This window comes from Acidobacteriota bacterium (assembly GCA_038040445.1).
In the GTDB taxonomy this organism is placed as follows: Bacteria; Acidobacteriota; Blastocatellia; order UBA7656; family UBA7656; genus Onstottus_A; species Onstottus_A frigus.
The window spans coordinates 338,708-355,933 of the sequence record JBBPIG010000003.1; the positions used below are offsets into that span (position 1 = coordinate 338,708).

Genomic DNA, 17,226 nt, shown 5'->3' on the forward strand with positions numbered 1-17,226 from the left:
ACGTCAGCAGATGAAAGCCTCGGTCAAATCTCTCGCAGCTTAGTCCACAGCTTCTCGCTCGCCTTTCGAGCCTCGTCGTAAAAATCATCACCAAGCGCCGAGCATCGATCTCTGATCACGAATCTGCCGTTCACCATCACGCTTTCAACCGCGCTCGAGTTCATCCCAAACAGAAGATGCCACGCGAGATTGCCGGCAGTCAGCGGCGTAGGCGATTGGTAGTCGAGCACGATCAAGTCGGCGATCGAGCCGGCGCCGAGCGAGCGCAGATCGCCGCCAAACATTTCTGAAGCCAGGCCTTGATTGTTAGCCAGGACCCGCAGCCAGTCATCGGCGCCAAAGCCTGTGCGAGCGTCGCGGCCTTTGAAGAACGCGAAGTGCGATTCTTCAAACATATCAGCCCCGATTCCGTCGGTGCCCAGCACTACACGCTCGCCGAACTTCGCCACCGGTGCATAGCCGACTTGATTGTTCATATTCGAGCGCGGATTGTGTGCGAACCACACGCCAGCCGATCGCGCAATCTCGAGGTCCTCGCCGGATAGGTGTATTCCGTGAGCGAGGATGGTTTGACTGTTGAGCGCGCCGTGCTTCGCAAGCCGTTCGACGACTCCAAGGTCATACCGAGATCGCGCGTCCTCGACGTCACACTTGTCTTCGGCCACGTGAATGTGAAGTCCGGCGTCGAACTCACGCATCAGTTCTGCGCAAGCGTCGAGCGATTCGTTCGAAAGAGTGAACGACGCGTGAGCCCCAACCATCGCGCGAAAAAGTGCAGGCGTCGTTTGCGGCGCCGGCCGGCGGGTCCAGCTCAGGAAATCGCGGTTCTCTTCCAACCCGTGATCGCGCTCCCGAGTGCCGCCGCGATCGGTTACCTCGTAGCAGAGCACGGCTCGCAGTCCAGCTTTCTCGATAGCCTCTCGCACGATCTGAAGCGAGCCCGTGATATGCGACGGCGAAGCGTGATGATCGAACAAGCAGGTTGTCCCGGCGCGGGCTGCGTCCATTGCACCGGCCATCGCGCTCCAATAGATTGTTTCTTCATCGAGCGCGCGATCCAGCCGCCACCAGATCAGTTCGAGAGTCTCTTTGAAGTTCGCGGGTGTTCGTGGCGGCGCGGGCATGCCTCGTGCGAGCGCCGAGTACAGGTGAGTGTGAGCGCAGACCATACCCGGCATCACGAGCTTGCCGTTCAAGTGAATGATGTCGTCGCCGGGTTGCGACTCAAGCTCGTCGCCGCGCTCCACCACGAGCCCGCCGTCAACTCTGAGGTCACCGCGGCAGACGCTTGGCGGTCCAAGCGTAATGATACTGGCGGATTTGAACAGGTAGGACATTTGCAGGCGTGCGTGGACTCAACCTGGATTGACAGGTGGTTCGGGTTCGTCGGCCGGCCACGGCCGAAGAATAACGTCCTCATAGACGTCTTTGACCGCGATCTCCAGATTCACTGACTCAAGCTCGAAAGAATGCTCGGGTCCGTAGGTTTCGAGCCACCAGTGGCCATGTTTGTCCAGGCGATAGATTTCAACCCTCATCTCGTGCTGCCCGATCATCACATACTCTCGAAGGCTTGGCAGCTTCTGATAAGCAAGTAGCTTCTCGCGATGGTCGGTGACGGTTGTCGACGGCGAAGTCACCTCGACTATGAGGGCTGGGCGGGTCTTGGCGTAGCGGCCGGTGTCTTCCGGATCGCAGGTCACAAGAACATCGGGGTAATAGAACACGTCCGTAATCTCGATCCTTACCTTCATGTCTGAGATATAAACGCGACAAGGCCCGCCGCGCAAACGCGATCGAAGCAGGGTCGCGACATTCAACGCAATTGTGTTGTGTTCGTCGCTGGCCCCCGCCATCGCATAGATCTGACCCGCAACGTATTCGTGACGTACAGCAGCGTCCTCTTCTGCCTCCAGATACTCCTCAACAGAAAGCTTATAGACCGGAACTCGTGAAGCCATGAACGTCTCCTTGTCAGAGGCCGCACCGCATTCTGTTCGCGGTTCGCAGGCTCATTATATCGCGTCGAGCTCGCCGTTGCTCAAGAATCAAAGCGCCGCAAGCGGGGTTAGCGATCCGACCGCCGTCGCTGCTCTTCCGCTAATCGGCGGGTCAACTCGTCCAGATCCGGCCGCATTCGCAAGGGCTCCTTAACTGCCCGCCGCGCGGAGTCGATGTCTTTCAGTCCGTTGCCGGTAAGCATCAGCAATAAGCGTTCGTCTGATCTTAGCGCCCCGCTTTCACACAACTCCATAAAGCCGGCGTAGGCCGCCGCCGCCGCAGGTTCCACGAAGACACCTGTCTCGCGAGCAAGCTGCGGAATCGCGGCTATGATCTCGTCGTCGCTCACTTTGACGCCCCGTCCTTTCGACTCTCGAATCGCGCGAACCGCCATCGTTGCGTCGCGAGGCTTTCCAACGTTTATGCTGTCGGCCATCGTGTGAGCCGGACCTTCTCGCACAATGCCATCGCCGTTTGCCGCGTCCACGATCGCCGAAGCCGTCTCCGATTGCACGCCGATCATCTGAGGCAGGCGATCGATGAAGCCGATCTGATGGAGATCATTGAATCCCTTCCACAATCCGCTGATGATGTTGCCATCGCCGACCGCGACAAACACTTTGTCGGGAACGTCCCAGTTCAACTGCTCCTCGATTTCAAGCGCGGCGGTTTTCTTGCCCTCGCGAGTGAAAGGGTTGTAGCCGGTGCTGCGTTGATACCAGCCGAACCGCCGCGAAGCCTCGATGCACAAGTCATAAGCCTGATCGTAGCTTCCGTCGATGAGCACGACTCTCGCGCCGTAGACTTGAAGCTGTGCGATCTTGGCCGCCGGAGCAGAAGCAGGCACAAAGATCACGGATTCCATCCCGACACTGGCGCACATGCCGGCGAGCGCGCTTCCGGCGTTGCCCGACGAAGCGGTAGTGACGATCGCCGCTCCTGCTTCTTTTGCTTTGACGACGGCCAGCGCACTTGGGCGATCCTTAAACGACCCGGTTGGATTGCGGCCGTCGTCTTTGATCAGCAGTTGCCTGATCGCGTAACGCTCGGCTAAATGGGTACAGTCGTAGATCGGAGTCCAACCCACGGTGAGCGGCGGGATAAAAGATAAATCTTCAATCGGTAAGAGCGCTCGGTAACGCCACATCGTGAAGTTGCGATCATCGGTAAGCCGGGCCTTGGTCAGCAACGCGCGGACCCGGTCGTAGTCATAAAACACGTCCAGGTTTCCATCGCACGATGCGCAGATATATTCGACCTCACCGACGCGATACTCTCGTCCGCACTCGACGCACTTCAGTCCTGCAACGTTGCTCATCCAGAGACGCTCGCTTGAATCATCTCGACTACTTCGATGTCATTGTCCTTCTTGTGCGACTCGTGTTAGTTGGCGGCGATAAACTTCTTCGCGTGCGCAAGCTCAGGCCTGTCGCTGTCAGCCTTTGCGCATATGGCAGCCAGCTTCAGATAGAACTCCCTGGCTTTTTTGCGATCCTTCGCCATCTCGGCCGCGCGCCCCGCGCCGTAGAGTCCGCCGAATCGATTGGGGGACGTGCGAAGCGATGCTTCGTATTCCTTGAGCGCCTCGGCCGGCCGCGCGAGTTCCAGCAACAGATCGCCGAGCAATTCGCGCGCTGGAAGAACCGCGCCAGGCGTGACCGGATGTTTGTCCGTCGAGTCTTCCAACTCCGCGGCCGCTCGCATGCTTCTCACCGCGTCTTCGTTTCTGGATTCCGCTCTTGCGATCCAGGCTTCAGCAGCTAGTTTCTGAATCTCCACTTGCGTCGGCCAGTAAGGGTCCTTTGAAGCGATCAGCTTCTGGCGAAGCGCTTCGAGCCGCTCAGCGTCCTTGCGTGCCGAGGCGGCATCGCCGCTTCGGGCCGAACCGATCGCTCGGCTGAAGATGGCGATAGCCTCTGCATGGGGGAAACGATTCCACGGAAAGCTTGCCGGATAGAGCGTGAGGCGCGCGGCGTCCGCCCACCGGCCTCGCTCGAGCGCGTAACGAGCAGGCGCTGCTGCGAATGAATAGGCCGCGGCGATGACGTAGTCGTCAAGCTTGTCCATCGTCTTCATCTCATCCAGGACCTGTTGCGCCTTCCGGTCCTGCGCGCCCTGCAGATACGCGTACATCAGATAGTCCATCGCGTGGAGCTGATCGAACGAGCCGGCTCCAGGGTGCGTCTTCGCTACCAGACGACGGGCTGCGTCGGCTGACGTCAAATTCGATTGGATTGACTCCGGCCAAAGCCCCAGCCTTGTGAAGATGTGCGACGGCATGTGAAGCGCGTGAGGAGAAGAAGGCGCGATCTTCGAATAGCTGAGCGCGGCCGGCAACGCCATGCTTGCAAGCTCTGGAAAGTCGTAGCTGTGAATAATATAGTGGGCGATGCCCGGATGTTCTGGCTGCTTCTTGAGTACGCTGTTCAGGATTTCAGCCGCGCGCTTCTGCTTTGAGAAGGTCTTGTCGACCGGGCGCGAGCTTGCCGTCCCCAACATCGAAAGGGCGTAGAAGACTGCGCCCTCCAGGTCATCGGGGTAGCGCGCGAACACCTGTTCCATCGCTTTCTCATACGCCATCGTGCGAGTCGCATGGTCGACTTTATCGTAGTCCTTATAGAAGGCGTCGATTGCCGCAAGGTAGTCGCGCTCGCGCTCGGTCCCGACGTTCATCGACTTTGCCTTCTCTAACGCGGCAGATGCCTTCTTCAACTCGGCCGGGGTGGGAGGCGCCCAGAGCGGATGATTCTGAGTCATCGCAATGCCCCAGTAAGCCATCGCGCAGCCAGGATCGGTGGTCAGGACCTCGGTGAACGCCTTCCCCGCCTGCTCGTAGCCAAACGAGTGAAGCAGCGCTGCCGCGCGGTTGAATTGGTTCCCGACGCGCGGCGAGCAAGAGGTTCGGAAGTTAACTTTGCCAATCTTCTCGCCGGCGTCGTGATGATGTTGATGGTCGTCCTGCGCTCGGGCGGTTACCGACACGAAGAAAACAAAGAACGTGGTAGTAGTTAGCAGGTGAAGTCTTTTCATGGTGATACCTCGATTTCTCTTTTTAAAGCAAAGGGTCGTTGAATACTATCGTAAAGCTCGACGCTTCGGGCAAGCCTCGGCGCGTGTGTTCTAACCGCCCTTTCGCTTGCGCGCCTCGGCTTCATCCAGCCATCCACGCTTCAGCCCTTCGGCCGGCGCGCTCGACAGGTAAGGCTTGATGTCGAGGATTGGCGTGCCGTCAAGCATGTCAACGCCCCGAACATACAGGCGCGGACCTTCGCGGCGGATCAATTCAACAACCGTCAGGCCGATCGGGTTGGGCCTGTACGGCGATCGAGTTGCGAACACCCCGTGCGGCCGGTTGTCGGTTGGCGGCGTGCCGAGCAGCGAGGAGCCCTCCGCTTGATGAAACACCCAGATTATGAACAGGTGCGAGAAGCCTTCGATGTCAGTCAGGCCCAGCTCGAAGTCAGGAAGTATTTCGAGCACGCCTTCGGCTTCGTGTTTTGCTCCGCAGCCTTTTGGGATCTGAGAGGTTTCAGAGTAAGGGCTGCGAACGAATCCGATGGGTTGCATTTCGAACATTTCGTTATGAGTGCCGCCTTTAGCCAGGTGGGATATTCTTGATTCGGAATGAGCTCCGCCAGTAGCGGTGCTCTGAACTCAAACCTCGCTAGTCGATTATCTCCCAAGACCCTTGATACTTGTCGAGTTGTACCCGCGTGTACTCATCAATCGGGTGTTCGCGCTCGGGCGACACGACGTGCTTGGGCGAACCGCACAGCTCAGTCGAGAAGTAGCGCTGTCCCGAGTCGCAGATCATCGTAACGATTCGTTTCATCTTTGGATGACGGTTTGCAAGCTTGATCGCGGCGACGACATTTGCGCCGGACGAAATGCCGCAGAAGATCCCTTCCTCTTTAGCCAGCCGTCTGGCCATCTCAATCGCTTCATCCGACTTGATGGTCACTATTCCGTCGAGCAGGCTCAGATCGAGATCGCGCGGAACAAAGCCGTCGCCGATTCCTTCGATCTTGTGTTCGCCCCATTCGCGGCGCGACAGCAGCGGGCATTCCGCGGGCTCGCCGGCATAGAGCTTGACCTTCTTTTTTTTCTTGCGCAGATATCGGCCGATGCCGGTCAACTGCCCGCCGGTTCCTTGCGTTCCGACGTATGCGTCAATCTTTCCTCGGGTCTGTTCCCAGATTTCGGGGCCGGTCGTTTTGTAGTGAGCCTTGATATTGTCGGGGTTGTCGAACTGCGAAGGAACCCAGTACTTCTCGGGTTCGAGTTCTCGAATGCGCTCAAGCTTTTGAAGCGCGAGGTCAACGTCAGACTCGCCGCCCGGCGTGTAGACCATCTGCGTGCCGTAGGCGATGTCCATTTTTTTGCGTTCCTCGCTCATGCCTTCGGGCATAACGATGATGCAGGGGTAGCCTTTCACCGCGGCGACGAATGAGCAAGCAATACCGGCATTGCCCGTTGAGCATTCGAGGATGGTCATCCCGGGTTTAAGGTGGCCTCGCGCCTCGGCTTTCTCGATCATGTTCAGATAGATTCGGTCCTTGAGCGAGCCCGATGGGCTGAAGTATTCGAGCTTGACGAGAATCTCGGGGGCAACGTCTTTAGTGACGCGGTTGAGGCGAACGAGAGGCGTATTGCCTATTGCTTGAAGTATTGATTTGGAATGTTTTCGTTGACGGTCCCATGTGAGCATATGAAGCCTTCAGGAGTCCTTTCTCTCTTCTTGTGGAACTGGGCGCTACTTTAGCAGAGTGGTCAACCCGAGGACAAACGCAAGGAGGAAAGGCGTCGTAGTCTGCACCAACTTGAGTTAAACTGTGCGCCGAGCGATTCCTAACAACACAAGCCTGCTCAATAACGTGAGATAGGAACGGGATGATGAGTCCGTTTTGCTGGCGGCGAGGTGTGAAACTGGCAGCCATTGCCGCAATACAATGTGTCGTTGCGGGGGGCCTTGTTAGCGCTCCTGAAGTCTACTCCCAGCAGCTCTCGGTCCGCCGCTACTCTGTGAGTGATGGATTGCCGCACAGATCGATCAGATGCATATACCAGGACGCCAAGGGCTATCTATGGTTCGGCACTGCGGACGGACTTAGCCGTTTTGATGGCTATCGCTTCATCAACTACGCAGCCCATGATGGACTCGAGCATCCCGTCGTCAATTCAATTACCGAAGATCCGCAGGGTCGTATGTGGGTCGGCACCTGGGGTAGCGGAGTGGCCCGCCTGGTAAGTGAACCTCAAGAAGCCCTCTCGTTGAGACAGAGAAACTCTCGGACGACCGCGCGGAAGTTTGTGACATATCCCGTGGGTAGTACGCAAGGATCGAATGAAGTATCCAAAATTCTTTTTGATGCAGACAGCAGGCTCTGGTGCTTTACTAACGGCGGGATTTATCGCGCGCTTGCGACCGAAAGTGAGGACCCTCAGTTTGAACTCGTTCTACCAGCTAAAGGGCCGGCTTTCGCCGATAGCCGAGGGCATCTATGGTTTGTGGTTGGCAAGGAGTTACTGCTTATCGTCAAAGGCCAGGTGATCAGATATGGCTTATCGGACGAGGTTGTCCGCTCTTCGGTGGTGAGCATGGTAGAGGATCAACGGGGAAGACTGCTTGTCTCGAATTCCGGCGGTGTGTTTGAGTTCATTCGGCCAACGAGTCCGCAAGAATCAACCCCGGTTTCAAATACCAGTCCAGATCCCAAAGGCATTGGACGATGGGACAGACTGCCCATAACCCTGATGCGAGACGAGAGAATTCTTACTATGGCCAACGGCTCTTCAGGGGTACTCTGGATTGGCACATCGAAGGGATTGATCAAGTACCAAGACGGCTCGCAGAGCAACTACACGAGTGCCCAGCTCTCCGCTGAAATCGGATCACTGTACGAAGATAGGGACGGCAATCTGTGGATGGGCACCCGGTCAGGTCTGTTGTGCAAACTTTCGGGTGAGGCAATCGTCAGCTTCACAGAAGCAGAGGGACTTCCCGACCAAAATGTCCAAAGGGTAATCGAAGATCGCGAAGGACGGATGTATGCCAGCACTCATGATGGCGGCATTGTGGAAATTTTGAACGAAAAAGCTGTGCCGGTCCCCGGCTCGCAGGCGCCACCGTTCAACAGTGTACGCAAGCGTGTTCTCCAGGACCGTCGAGGAGACTGGTGGATAGGCACTGACAAAGGCCTGTATCGTTTCCCCGGACCGAAGTTACAGCTCCAACACGGCAAGAAGGTCACCGCAGGCGATGGAAGGTCGGAGATACCGGTTTTTTCGGGACCGGGGATGCATGAAGACCCGGGCGGAAAGCTGTGGATCAGCTCTAGAGGCAACCTCTTTTTGTTTGGTCCGGGGCGACAAGGCAGTCACACCCGAGAGCGCTTTCAATTGGCGAAGATGTCTTCGACCATCACAGATGCAGTTTTGGTGATGATAGGCGACTCCTCAGGGGCGCTATGGTTAGGCGGGTATGGAGGGCTTGGTAGATTGATAAACGGGAAAATCCAGGTCGTTGAGCCGGCCGAAGGGCTACCTGATGTTCAAGCGCGCGCGTTCTTTCAAGATAGTCGGGGCAGACTCTGGATAGGATTGCGCTACAGAGGCGTCTCGATGACGACCGATCCGACAGCAGAACCCCCGAAGTTTGTGAATTATTCAACTGAGAATGGCCTGGCCAGCGACACTGTCCACTCTATAGCCGAGGATAATCTCGGTCGGCTCTATTTCGCAACAAACAAGGGAGTCGACCAAGTCGATTTAACAACTGGGAATATCCGCCACTTCACGACGGCGGACGGGCTGGCCGGGAATGAAATCAACGATTGCTTCAGGGACAGTCGAGGCGATATTTGGATTGGAACGGAGACGGGACTATCGAGATTCAACCCGCGCACCGAGCTGACGGTAAGGCAACCCCCGCCCATTTACCTAAGTCGGCTTCAGGTGGCGGGCGAAGAAGTGCCTTTGCCCGAGACCGGCGCCATTAGCCTGCCTGCCTTCACTCTGCCAGGCTCACAAAACAATATCATGATTGAGTACGTCGGTCTGAGTTTTCAAGGTGGGCGTCAGCTTAAGTATCAATACAAGCTCGAGGGTGTGGATGCGGACTGGAACCCGCCCACCGAACAGCGGTCGCTGAATCTCGCGCGACTCGGTTCCGGTGCGTATCGGTTTCTCGTTCGAGCGATAGATGAAGACGGCCTGGCGAGCCCTGAGCCGGCGATGCTGGAGTTTCGCATCCTCTCGCCGATCTGGCAGCGATGGTGGTTTATGACACTTGCCGCGATGTTGGTTGGATTGGCGGCTTATGCAATTGTCCGTTATCGCGTGGCGCGGTTGATCGAGCTCGAACGTGTACGGACGCGCATCGCCACTGATTTGCACGACGACATCGGATCGAACCTGTCACGGATTGCGATCCTTAGCGAAGTTGTCAGTCAGCAGGTGGACAAGGGTAACTTGCGGGTTATAGAGCCGCTCTCAACAATTGCAGCCACTTCGCGAGAGCTTGTGGATTCAATGAGCGATATAGTCTGGGCGATAAACCCAAACAAGGACCATCTCAGCGATCTGACGCAGCGCATGCGGCGGTTCGCAAGCGACATCTTCACCGCCCGCAAACTCGAGTTTAGCTTCCGCGCGCCAAGCGCCGAAGCATACACGAAAGTGGGCGCGGATGTCCGCCGTCAGGTGTTTCTGATTTTCAAGGAGAGCGTCAGCAACCTGATGCGTCACTCCGCATGCACGAGAGTGGATATCGAGTTACAAATCGAAGGAGGATGGCTCGACTTGACCTTGAAGGACAATGGCAAAGGCTTCGACCTCTCTCACGTCAGCCACGGTCATGGGCTCAAGAGCATGACCGCCCGGGCAAAAAGCCTCGGTGGTCAACTCGACATCATTTCAAATAAAGCAGAAGGCACGATTGTGACGCTGAAAGCGCCCCTGGCGGCTACAGTGAAGCGAAAAGGGTACGGCGAGCGATAGATTTGATTCGGCGGAAAGCGCTCCAACGGGCCGTTTGCAGTGAGAAGTACCCGTCTATGCGGACGGTGACAGACCGGGTGTTTTAATGTAGTCTCGGTGACTAGCAGCCAGCCGCCGGAGGAAAACAGTCAATGGAAAACAGAACTCCAGCAACCGTGCTAGCGTCGGCTCCGGCTATCATCAAAGCCGCCATCATCGAAGATCAGCGCGACATCCGCGAAGGTCTGGCGATGATGATTAGAGGCACAGACGGCTATCGTTGCCTCGGCACTTTTCGCTCTATGGAAGAGGCGCTGGAGAAGATCGGCTTTGAAGTCCCGGACGTGGTCCTGGTGGATATTGGATTGCCCGGGATGAGCGGCGTCGAGGGTATCCCGATCCTCAAGGAACGCTATCCGGGCATGTTGTTGCTTATGCTTACGGTATACGAAGATGACGAAATGATCTTTGACGCGCTATGCGCTGGAGCCACGGGGTATTTGTTGAAGAAGACGCCACCGGCCCGGCTGCTTGAAAGCCTGAGAGAGGCCATGAACGGGGGGGCGCCGATGTCGCCTGAGATAGCGCTTCGGGTGATCAAGTTGTTTCGAGACATTCGCCCGCCCGCGCGGGCCGATTATAAGCTGACGCCGCATGAAATCAGGCTATTGAAGTTGTTGGTTGAAGGTCACAATTATAAGACGGCCGCGGTCGAAGCAGGCATCAGCGTCACCACGGTTGCATTCCACATGAGAAACATCTACCAAAAACTGCAAGTTCATTCCAAATCCGAAGCCGTATCCAAAGCCCTCCGCAACAGGCTGGTCTAATGAAGGCAAGAGCCAGAGCCGGATGGCTTCGGTATATGGTTTTCCCTTTGTCTTCCCACGCGCTCCGTTTCACAAACCTATCAGACAGACGGTGACTCCGCCTTCATTTTGCGGTACTTGTTGTCAAGCGCACTGCTGAAGCTGTGTTCGATTGGATGAACCGTGGTAGTGCCTGCACGCCAAGAACCGATACGCACGTCGAAGGAGATCGTTGTTGGTTGAGCGACGATTTAGTTCAGAGTACAAAGCCATCGCAAAGGAGTACGTTATGAGCACTGCCAAAAGATTGGTCACTACTACCGCAGCAATTCTGTTGTTCGTAAGCATAGTATGCGCCCAAGAGCAAAACCCAGCCAGCAGCAGCCGATCCACGATTACCGTTACAGCCGCCGCCGCTGGGGATCGTGTGCGCTTCACCGCGCCCAGCACGGTGGTGCAAATGCGAATCGAAGTCTATGCCTCAAACGGCGAGAAGCTGTTTGACAACGAGATCAGAGGCGGCAACGTGATTGACTGGCATCTGCAGGATGGGCGAGCAGAACGGCTTTCGGATGGCTCGTATCTCTGCGTCATCACCACTAAGAGTCTATCAGGCCGGATGAGCCAGAAGTTGGGAAAAATTACGATCGCCGACGCGGCGTCTAGTATCCATCCAATAGATAGCACACATCTCACTGCTCAGCAGACGCAGGCTGTTGGCCCGCTGAAAGAGAATGCCTCATTGACGGTGTTGACAGAAGGTAAGACGCAGACGGCAACCGTCATTGGCCATAACGGAGAGGAAGGACAGATAACCAGAGGACGAGGAGCGCTCTCTTTCCGCGTTGGAGATTTTTACAGTGGGAAAGACACCGAGCAAATGCGGCTGACGGCGGAAGGGAATCTGGGGATAGGGTTCACCCATCCGCAGGCGAAGCTTGATGTTGACGGGCTGATTCGCACAAGCGAGGGGATTGTCTTTCCGGATGGCACGATCCAAACCACAGCGGGCATTGGCAGAAGTAGTGATCAAACACGAGTAGGAAACCCACTGGGCGGGAAACTTCCCAAATCTACCGGGGAACATCAGGCATCAGGCAAAGCAGGTAAGAGCGATGGAACTTTTTCGCCACAGTTCAGTGTGGATGAAGACCTTACAGTGAACGGTAACATCATCTTCACCCCGAGTTTTTTTCGTGACATAGCGATGCAAAACAACAATGGAGGGCTGAGATTCTATGGCGCTCCTGTACTGACTAACTCACCAGGAGCGGCGGCTATACAGTTTTGGGGGAACAACTCGGGGTTTCCCGGTCAGGCGTTTATAGATTCAGGAGCGACCAACGCGGCAGCAGTGATCATCCGCACTGCGGTGACAGGAGGTACGATAGCAGAGCGAATGAGAGTGACAGCAACGGGCAACGTCGGGATCGGGACGAGCGCACCCAACCACCTGCTCACAGTCGGGAGCATTGAGACGCCTGTTATAACAAGCGCGATTCTCGGCATCTATGGCGCCAACTCCTCCTACGTGATCGCCCGCGATAGAAATCACGACGTTGAGGCGCTCTTCGGAGCAGACAATACCTCTGTTGGCGGCACTAATGGCGCTTCGCTCTACGGTTCGGTGACCAATCACGGTGTCGACTTCCGTACCAACAATGCTTCCAGGATGGTTATCACGCCGAAAGGCGACGTCGGCATCGGGACGACAACGCCCGCGCACAGCCTGACCATCGGGACAGGGACGAACACGAACGTCACGACGGCCGACCTCGCCGTCTTCGGCGCGAGCGGGGCCTACGCCACCGTCAGGGACACAACCAACAATGTCCAGGCGCTGTTCGGAGCCGACAGCACCACGGTCGGCGGCGTAATCGGCACCTCGATCTACGGCTCGACGACGAACCACGGGGTGCAGTTCCGCACTGACAATAATACCAGGATGGCTATCACCCCGGCCGGTAACGTCGGCATCGGTACGAACGACCCTGCGGCCAAGCTCGACGTAGTTGGGGACATCAGGTTCGCGCCTCGGACCGCGTATTACTCGGTATCGCCCACGGCATTCAACCCGGAGGTGGAAGGGTACGCCTTCAGCCAGCAAGGCGGTTTTATACACCCAAAACCATTTCCTGGCTTCAATCAGCACTGGAGTGCCCCCGTCAATCTTCCAGACGGGGCCATTATGACCGAATTCAGAGTACTGATTGACGAGGATGATGATACTCAAAATGTAGAGATCAATTTATTTCGTGTCCCTCAAGATTATGAATACACTCAACCCGAGAAATTAGCCTCTATTACCTCGAATACCACATCGTCCTCCAACCCGACCAAAAAATTTTACACCGATGCGACCATTGACTCGCCCGTGATTGATAACTCTACGTACACATACAGCGTTTACTTTTTAGTCAACAGCGATAAGTTCGCTATTGGGGCCGTGCGCATCAAGTATACGTACACGCACCCGTGAGGGCTTACGCACTTTGGTAATGGGGAAAATATTCTGCAGTACGGTTGGGAATTAGAATAGCGGAAGCGCACAGAACGGCTCAACCGAATTTATGCAATCAAAGAATTGAATCGTCAGGTCGCCCGGGGCGCCAAGCTACTTCACATTTTTTGTTAAGGCTCCTGGCGATCTGTCAGTTATCCCATTTCAACCACCGACGCTGATCGTTAAATGAGTTTCAGATAGTCTCTCGGTTCGGAGGCACTGACGACGCCACATTCCAGCTTTGCCCTCGCGGCGCCGCGCCTACAGACCGATGCGACCCTCCCGGGCCGAACTCCGCACCCGGCGCAACGCTTCCTCGCAGACAAAACCGAACCCCGCTGCTTTGCCATAGCCGCGCAGCTTAATATATAACTCTTGCGTACTTGATCGCGGTCAATCAGGAGGTTCCGTTCATGAAGCTAATCCTGACAATCACACTGCTGCTTGTCTTTATTGGTGCCTACTGCTGGACGGCCGCGGTTGATACGGGCCTGTCACAGTCCCGAGTAAGCAACGCTGCCAACACAAAGAAACCGATCAAACTCTTCTCAGTAGAACGGAAAGGATCTTTTATGAGCGAAAAGGTTGTCAAGACGGACGCCGAGTGGAAGAAACAGCTCACTAGCGAACAATACGAAGTCACTCGGAGGAAGGGAACCGAGCGCGCCTTCACCGGCGAGTATTGGAACAATCACGACAAGGGAATCTACCAGTGCGTCTGTTGCGGCAACGACCTGTTCAGCTCCGATACCAAGTTCGAATCGGGCACCGGCTGGCCCAGCTTCTGGCAGCCTATTTCCGAAGAGAATGTTCTCACCGAGAGCGACCGCAGCTACGGCATGCAGCGCAACGAGGTGCTCTGCAAAAGATGCGACGCCCACCTTGGCCACGTGTTTGACGACGGCCCCAAGCCCACGGGTCTACGCTACTGCATGAATTCCGCCGCCCTGAAGTTTGTTAAGTCCGAGTAGTCATCTTGGCGTCTTTGCGTTTCTTTGCGTCTTTGCGCGAAACCTGATATTGAATCTCCCGCAAAAACTCATCCGCGGAGAAACTCAATGCCACGCAAAGCGCTCACTCTCTTACTCGCTCTAGTCCTCTTAACTACTGCTTCGTTCGCGCAAAGCCGCCAAGACGCCGCCAAGGCCGCAAAGCCTGCGACCTTCGACGTGATCATCAGGGGTGGCACAGTCTACGACGGGACCGGTGGAGCGCCCAAACGCGCCGACGTCGGAATCAAAGACGACCGCATCGCGGCTGTTGGCAATCTCAAATCCGCTACGGCCACCACGACCGTCGATGCAACTGGTCTCGCGGTAGCTCCGGGCTTCATCAACATGCTCTCGCACTCCGAGACTTCGCTTATCGTCGACCCGCGTTCGCAAGGTGAAATCAGACAAGGTGTGACCTCGCAGATTTTTGGCGAGGCATCGATGGGTCCGCTCAGCGACGAGATGAAACGCCGCCGGGCCTCGACCCAGGGCGACCTTAGATTCGAAACGGCGTGGACGACGCTCGCCGAGTATCTGGCCTATCTCGAGAAGCGCGGCATCTCGCAAAACGTCGCGTCGTTCGTCAGCGCGACTACCGTCCGCGAGAACGTCATCGGGCTTGAAGACAAGCCGCCCACTCCTGAACAGCTCGATCGCATGCGCGAGCTCGTACGCAAAGAGATGGAAGCCGGCGCGCTCGGCGTCACCACGGCATTGATCTATCCGCCGGCCTTCTACGCAAAGACCGAAGAGTTGATCGAGCTGTGCAAGATCGCCGCGAAGTACAAAGGCAAGTACATCGCTCACATTCGCAGCGAGGGAAACCAGTTGATCGAAGCGGTCGAAGAAACGCTTCGCATAAGCCGGGAGGCGGGGCTGCCGGCAGAGATCTATCACCTGAAGGCTTCGGGCGAAACAAACTGGAACAAGATGGACAGAGTGATCGCGATGATCAACGACGCTCGCCGCAAGGGTATGAAGATAACGGCTGACATGTACATGTACACGGCCGGCTCGACCGGGCTTGATGCGTGTATGCCGCCCTGGGTTTTTGACGGCGGCCGTGAAGCTGCCAACAAACGTCTGCAAGACCCCGATACTCGCAAAAAGATTGCCGAGGCGATTCGCACTCCGAGCAACGATTGGGAGAATCTGTATATGCTTGCGGGTTCGCCCGATCGAATACTGCTCGTGGGTTTCAGGTCTGAGGCGTTAAAAGCGCTCACTGGAAAGACGCTCGCCGAAGTGGCCAGGATGCGCGGCAAGGATCCGATCGAGACGATCATGGACCTGGTGTACGAGGACCGTTCCCGCGTAGGGACTGTGTACTTCATGATGAGCGAAGAAAACATAAAGAAGCAGCTTCGCCAGCCGTGGGTGTCGTTAGGCTCGGACGCGGCATCGATGGCGCCCGAAGGCGGGTTTCTCAGGTCGTCCACGCATCCTCGCTCCTATGGCAACTTCGCGCGGCTGCTGGGCAAGTACGTGCGCGAAGAAAAAGTGATCACGCTTCAAGAAGCGATCAGGCGCTTGTGCAGTTTGCCGGCAACCAATCTCGGACTCGATCATCGAGGCTCACTCAAAGTGGGAATGTTCGCCGATGTCGTCGTATTCGATGCGGCGACAATCGGAGACCGCGCAACGTTCGAGAACCCGCATCAATATTCAGTCGGCGTGAAACACGTCTTCGTCAACGGAGTTCACGTGCTTAAGGACGGCGACCACACTGGCGCAAAACCCGGCCGCGCGCTGTGGGGTCCGGGCAAGATCAAGTGAAGGCATTTGACGCGAAGACGCGGCGGTAATCAGAGCGGCGAAGATCAAGAAGATCTAAGCGGCGCGCTTAAGATGACCCGCAAAGAGGGCGACGCTGATGAATCGACCGAAGCGTTCCCTGGCCCGACACCATGCATTCCATTCCGGCAGCATTGGAGCACCGATACTGATTTGACAAGGCGAGAATCTGTAGTAGTATTGGCCCGCTTTACCGACAGGGATGCATTTGCGGGCGGCTTGATGCGGCAGTAGTTCAGTAACTCCCAACTTTCATATCTCGTATCTCTCGGGCGCACTCTTAAAGCTTTCTGAGCACCAGCAAATCTCGTGATCAGCAAAGGGGAAGCTGACCACATGGCTCTGAGCGGCCCCGCGATACCAAAACATTCGTTGAAAGGAGATCCCATTATGAGAAGAATGCTTCTGGTCACACTATTCCTGTTCTTTGTTTCACTCAGCGCACAAGCACAAGCCCCGGCCGCCGCGACGACACCCGGCCCGGTTTGGCGTGTTAGTCTGTACAAGGTCAAGCCCGGCAAGATGCCCGAAGTGATGGCGGACTTGAGACAGAACTTCAAGGTGGTCAACGACGAGTACAAAAAGCAGGGCCTGATTGTGGACTACAAGGTGTATACGAATTCCACAACCGACAGTCCTGGTGATTGGGACATCGCAGTGGCGACGGCGTACAAGAATTGGGCAGCGCTGGACGAGTTAGGGAGGATGACAGACCCGATCACGCTGAAACATTATGGGACACGAGAAAAGCGCCAGGAGGCTGGAGATAAACGCAACCAGTTGCGGGACCTAGTTTCAAGCCGGCTCATGCGAGAACTCACGCTGAATCCGATGCCGTGAACTGACCGCCACCTCGGAATTAGTGACTGTGGGGATTTGCACCCGTGGCTGGATCTAAGGGCAAGGGCGCGTTGGTTGGGCGGTGACGTGGGTGATGCTGCCGTCATTAACGGCGCGCCTTGGCAGCCGTTGTCTATCAATCCCTCGCCGCAGATGTTCGCGGCGCTTGTACTGGGAGAAATGAAGATGTGATCGCGACTCATAGGGGCTCCAACCGGTAACAATGATGACGCGATGATAGCACAGCGTCCGTTAATTCTAACAAGCCAGCTTCGTAGAGCCTTAAAGAACCGAAGTATTCGAATAAGTC

The 17,226-nt window shown here is 56.4% G+C and carries 12 protein-coding genes; 6 read left to right on the forward strand and 6 right to left on the reverse strand.

All coding sequences use genetic code 11. The annotated features are described in order from the left end of the window. Positions 1 to 23: 23 nt before the first annotated feature. From ssnA to cysK, 6 genes are all read right to left on the reverse strand, one after another. Entirely contained in the window at positions 24 to 1,337 is a 1,314-nt protein-coding gene (gene ssnA, locus AABO57_05305; protein MEK6285138.1) for a putative aminohydrolase SsnA, read from the reverse strand. 18 nt (positions 1,338 to 1,355) lie between these two features. Then, positions 1,356 to 1,961 carry a Uma2 family endonuclease gene (locus AABO57_05310; protein ID MEK6285139.1) on the reverse strand — a complete coding sequence of 202 codons (606 nt, stop codon included), beginning with the start codon at positions 1,959 to 1,961 and terminating at the stop codon, positions 1,356 to 1,358. A 107-nt stretch (positions 1,962 to 2,068) separates the two neighbouring features. Further along, positions 2,069 to 3,319 (reverse strand): threonine synthase, encoded by a 1,251-nt coding sequence (locus tag AABO57_05315; GenBank protein ID MEK6285140.1) that lies wholly within the window; start codon positions 3,317 to 3,319, stop codon positions 2,069 to 2,071. Between the two features lie 65 nt (positions 3,320 to 3,384). Then, positions 3,385 to 5,031 carry a hypothetical protein gene (locus AABO57_05320; GenBank protein MEK6285141.1) on the reverse strand — a complete coding sequence of 549 codons (1,647 nt, stop codon included), beginning with the start codon at positions 5,029 to 5,031 and terminating at the stop codon, positions 3,385 to 3,387. A 90-nt stretch (positions 5,032 to 5,121) separates the two neighbouring features. Further along, entirely contained in the window at positions 5,122 to 5,568 is a 447-nt protein-coding gene (gene tsaA / locus AABO57_05325; protein ID MEK6285142.1) for a tRNA (N6-threonylcarbamoyladenosine(37)-N6)-methyltransferase TrmO, read from the reverse strand. Positions 5,569 to 5,665: 97 nt separating this feature from the next. Continuing rightward, complete coding sequence (gene cysK, locus AABO57_05330; protein MEK6285143.1) at positions 5,666 to 6,709, reverse strand: cysteine synthase A; 1,044 nt, start codon at positions 6,707 to 6,709, stop codon at positions 5,666 to 5,668. A 185-nt stretch (positions 6,710 to 6,894) separates the two neighbouring features. On the opposite strand from cysK, the gene AABO57_05335 reads away from it, so the two are divergent. From AABO57_05335 to AABO57_05360, 6 genes are all read left to right on the forward strand, one after another. After that, entirely contained in the window at positions 6,895 to 9,999 is a 3,105-nt protein-coding gene (locus AABO57_05335) for a two-component regulator propeller domain-containing protein (GenBank protein MEK6285144.1), read from the forward strand. A 131-nt stretch (positions 10,000 to 10,130) separates the two neighbouring features. Then, the gene (locus AABO57_05340) at positions 10,131 to 10,808 is read left to right on the forward strand and encodes a response regulator transcription factor (protein MEK6285145.1); all 678 of its coding nucleotides are present in this window, start codon (positions 10,131 to 10,133) and stop codon (positions 10,806 to 10,808) included. Between the two features lie 268 nt (positions 10,809 to 11,076). Then, positions 11,077 to 13,266 carry a hypothetical protein gene (locus tag AABO57_05345; protein ID MEK6285146.1) on the forward strand — a complete coding sequence of 730 codons (2,190 nt, stop codon included), beginning with the start codon at positions 11,077 to 11,079 and terminating at the stop codon, positions 13,264 to 13,266. Between the two features lie 437 nt (positions 13,267 to 13,703). Further along, positions 13,704 to 14,261: a peptide-methionine (R)-S-oxide reductase MsrB gene (gene msrB, locus AABO57_05350; GenBank protein ID MEK6285147.1), complete on the forward strand. Its 558-nt coding sequence runs from the start codon at positions 13,704 to 13,706 to the stop codon at positions 14,259 to 14,261. A gap of 87 nt (positions 14,262 to 14,348) precedes the next feature. Beyond that, positions 14,349 to 16,058: a D-aminoacylase gene (locus AABO57_05355; GenBank protein ID MEK6285148.1), complete on the forward strand. Its 1,710-nt coding sequence runs from the start codon at positions 14,349 to 14,351 to the stop codon at positions 16,056 to 16,058. A gap of 408 nt (positions 16,059 to 16,466) precedes the next feature. Continuing rightward, complete coding sequence (locus AABO57_05360) at positions 16,467 to 16,916, forward strand: hypothetical protein (GenBank protein ID MEK6285149.1); 450 nt, start codon at positions 16,467 to 16,469, stop codon at positions 16,914 to 16,916. The last annotated feature ends 310 nt before the right edge of the window (positions 16,917 to 17,226 follow it).

Coding starts and splice junctions, on each gene's coding strand:
- ssnA (MEK6285138.1), bottom strand. CDS start 1,337: ATGTCCTACCTGTTCAAATCCGCCAGTATCATTACGCTTGGACCGCCA.
- AABO57_05335 (MEK6285144.1), top strand. CDS start 6,895: ATGAGTCCGTTTTGCTGGCGGCGAGGTGTGAAACTGGCAGCCATTGCC.
- cysK (MEK6285143.1), bottom strand. CDS start 6,709: ATGCTCACATGGGACCGTCAACGAAAACATTCCAAATCAATACTTCAA.
- AABO57_05320 (MEK6285141.1), bottom strand. CDS start 5,031: ATGAAAAGACTTCACCTGCTAACTACTACCACGTTCTTTGTTTTCTTC.
- msrB (MEK6285147.1), top strand. CDS start 13,704: ATGAAGCTAATCCTGACAATCACACTGCTGCTTGTCTTTATTGGTGCC.
- AABO57_05340 (MEK6285145.1), top strand. CDS start 10,131: ATGGAAAACAGAACTCCAGCAACCGTGCTAGCGTCGGCTCCGGCTATC.
- AABO57_05345 (MEK6285146.1), top strand. CDS start 11,077: ATGAGCACTGCCAAAAGATTGGTCACTACTACCGCAGCAATTCTGTTG.
- AABO57_05315 (MEK6285140.1), bottom strand. CDS start 3,319: ATGAGCAACGTTGCAGGACTGAAGTGCGTCGAGTGCGGACGAGAGTAT.
- AABO57_05360 (MEK6285149.1), top strand. CDS start 16,467: ATGAGAAGAATGCTTCTGGTCACACTATTCCTGTTCTTTGTTTCACTC.
- AABO57_05355 (MEK6285148.1), top strand. CDS start 14,349: ATGCCACGCAAAGCGCTCACTCTCTTACTCGCTCTAGTCCTCTTAACT.
- AABO57_05310 (MEK6285139.1), bottom strand. CDS start 1,961: ATGGCTTCACGAGTTCCGGTCTATAAGCTTTCTGTTGAGGAGTATCTG.
- tsaA (MEK6285142.1), bottom strand. CDS start 5,568: ATGCAACCCATCGGATTCGTTCGCAGCCCTTACTCTGAAACCTCTCAG.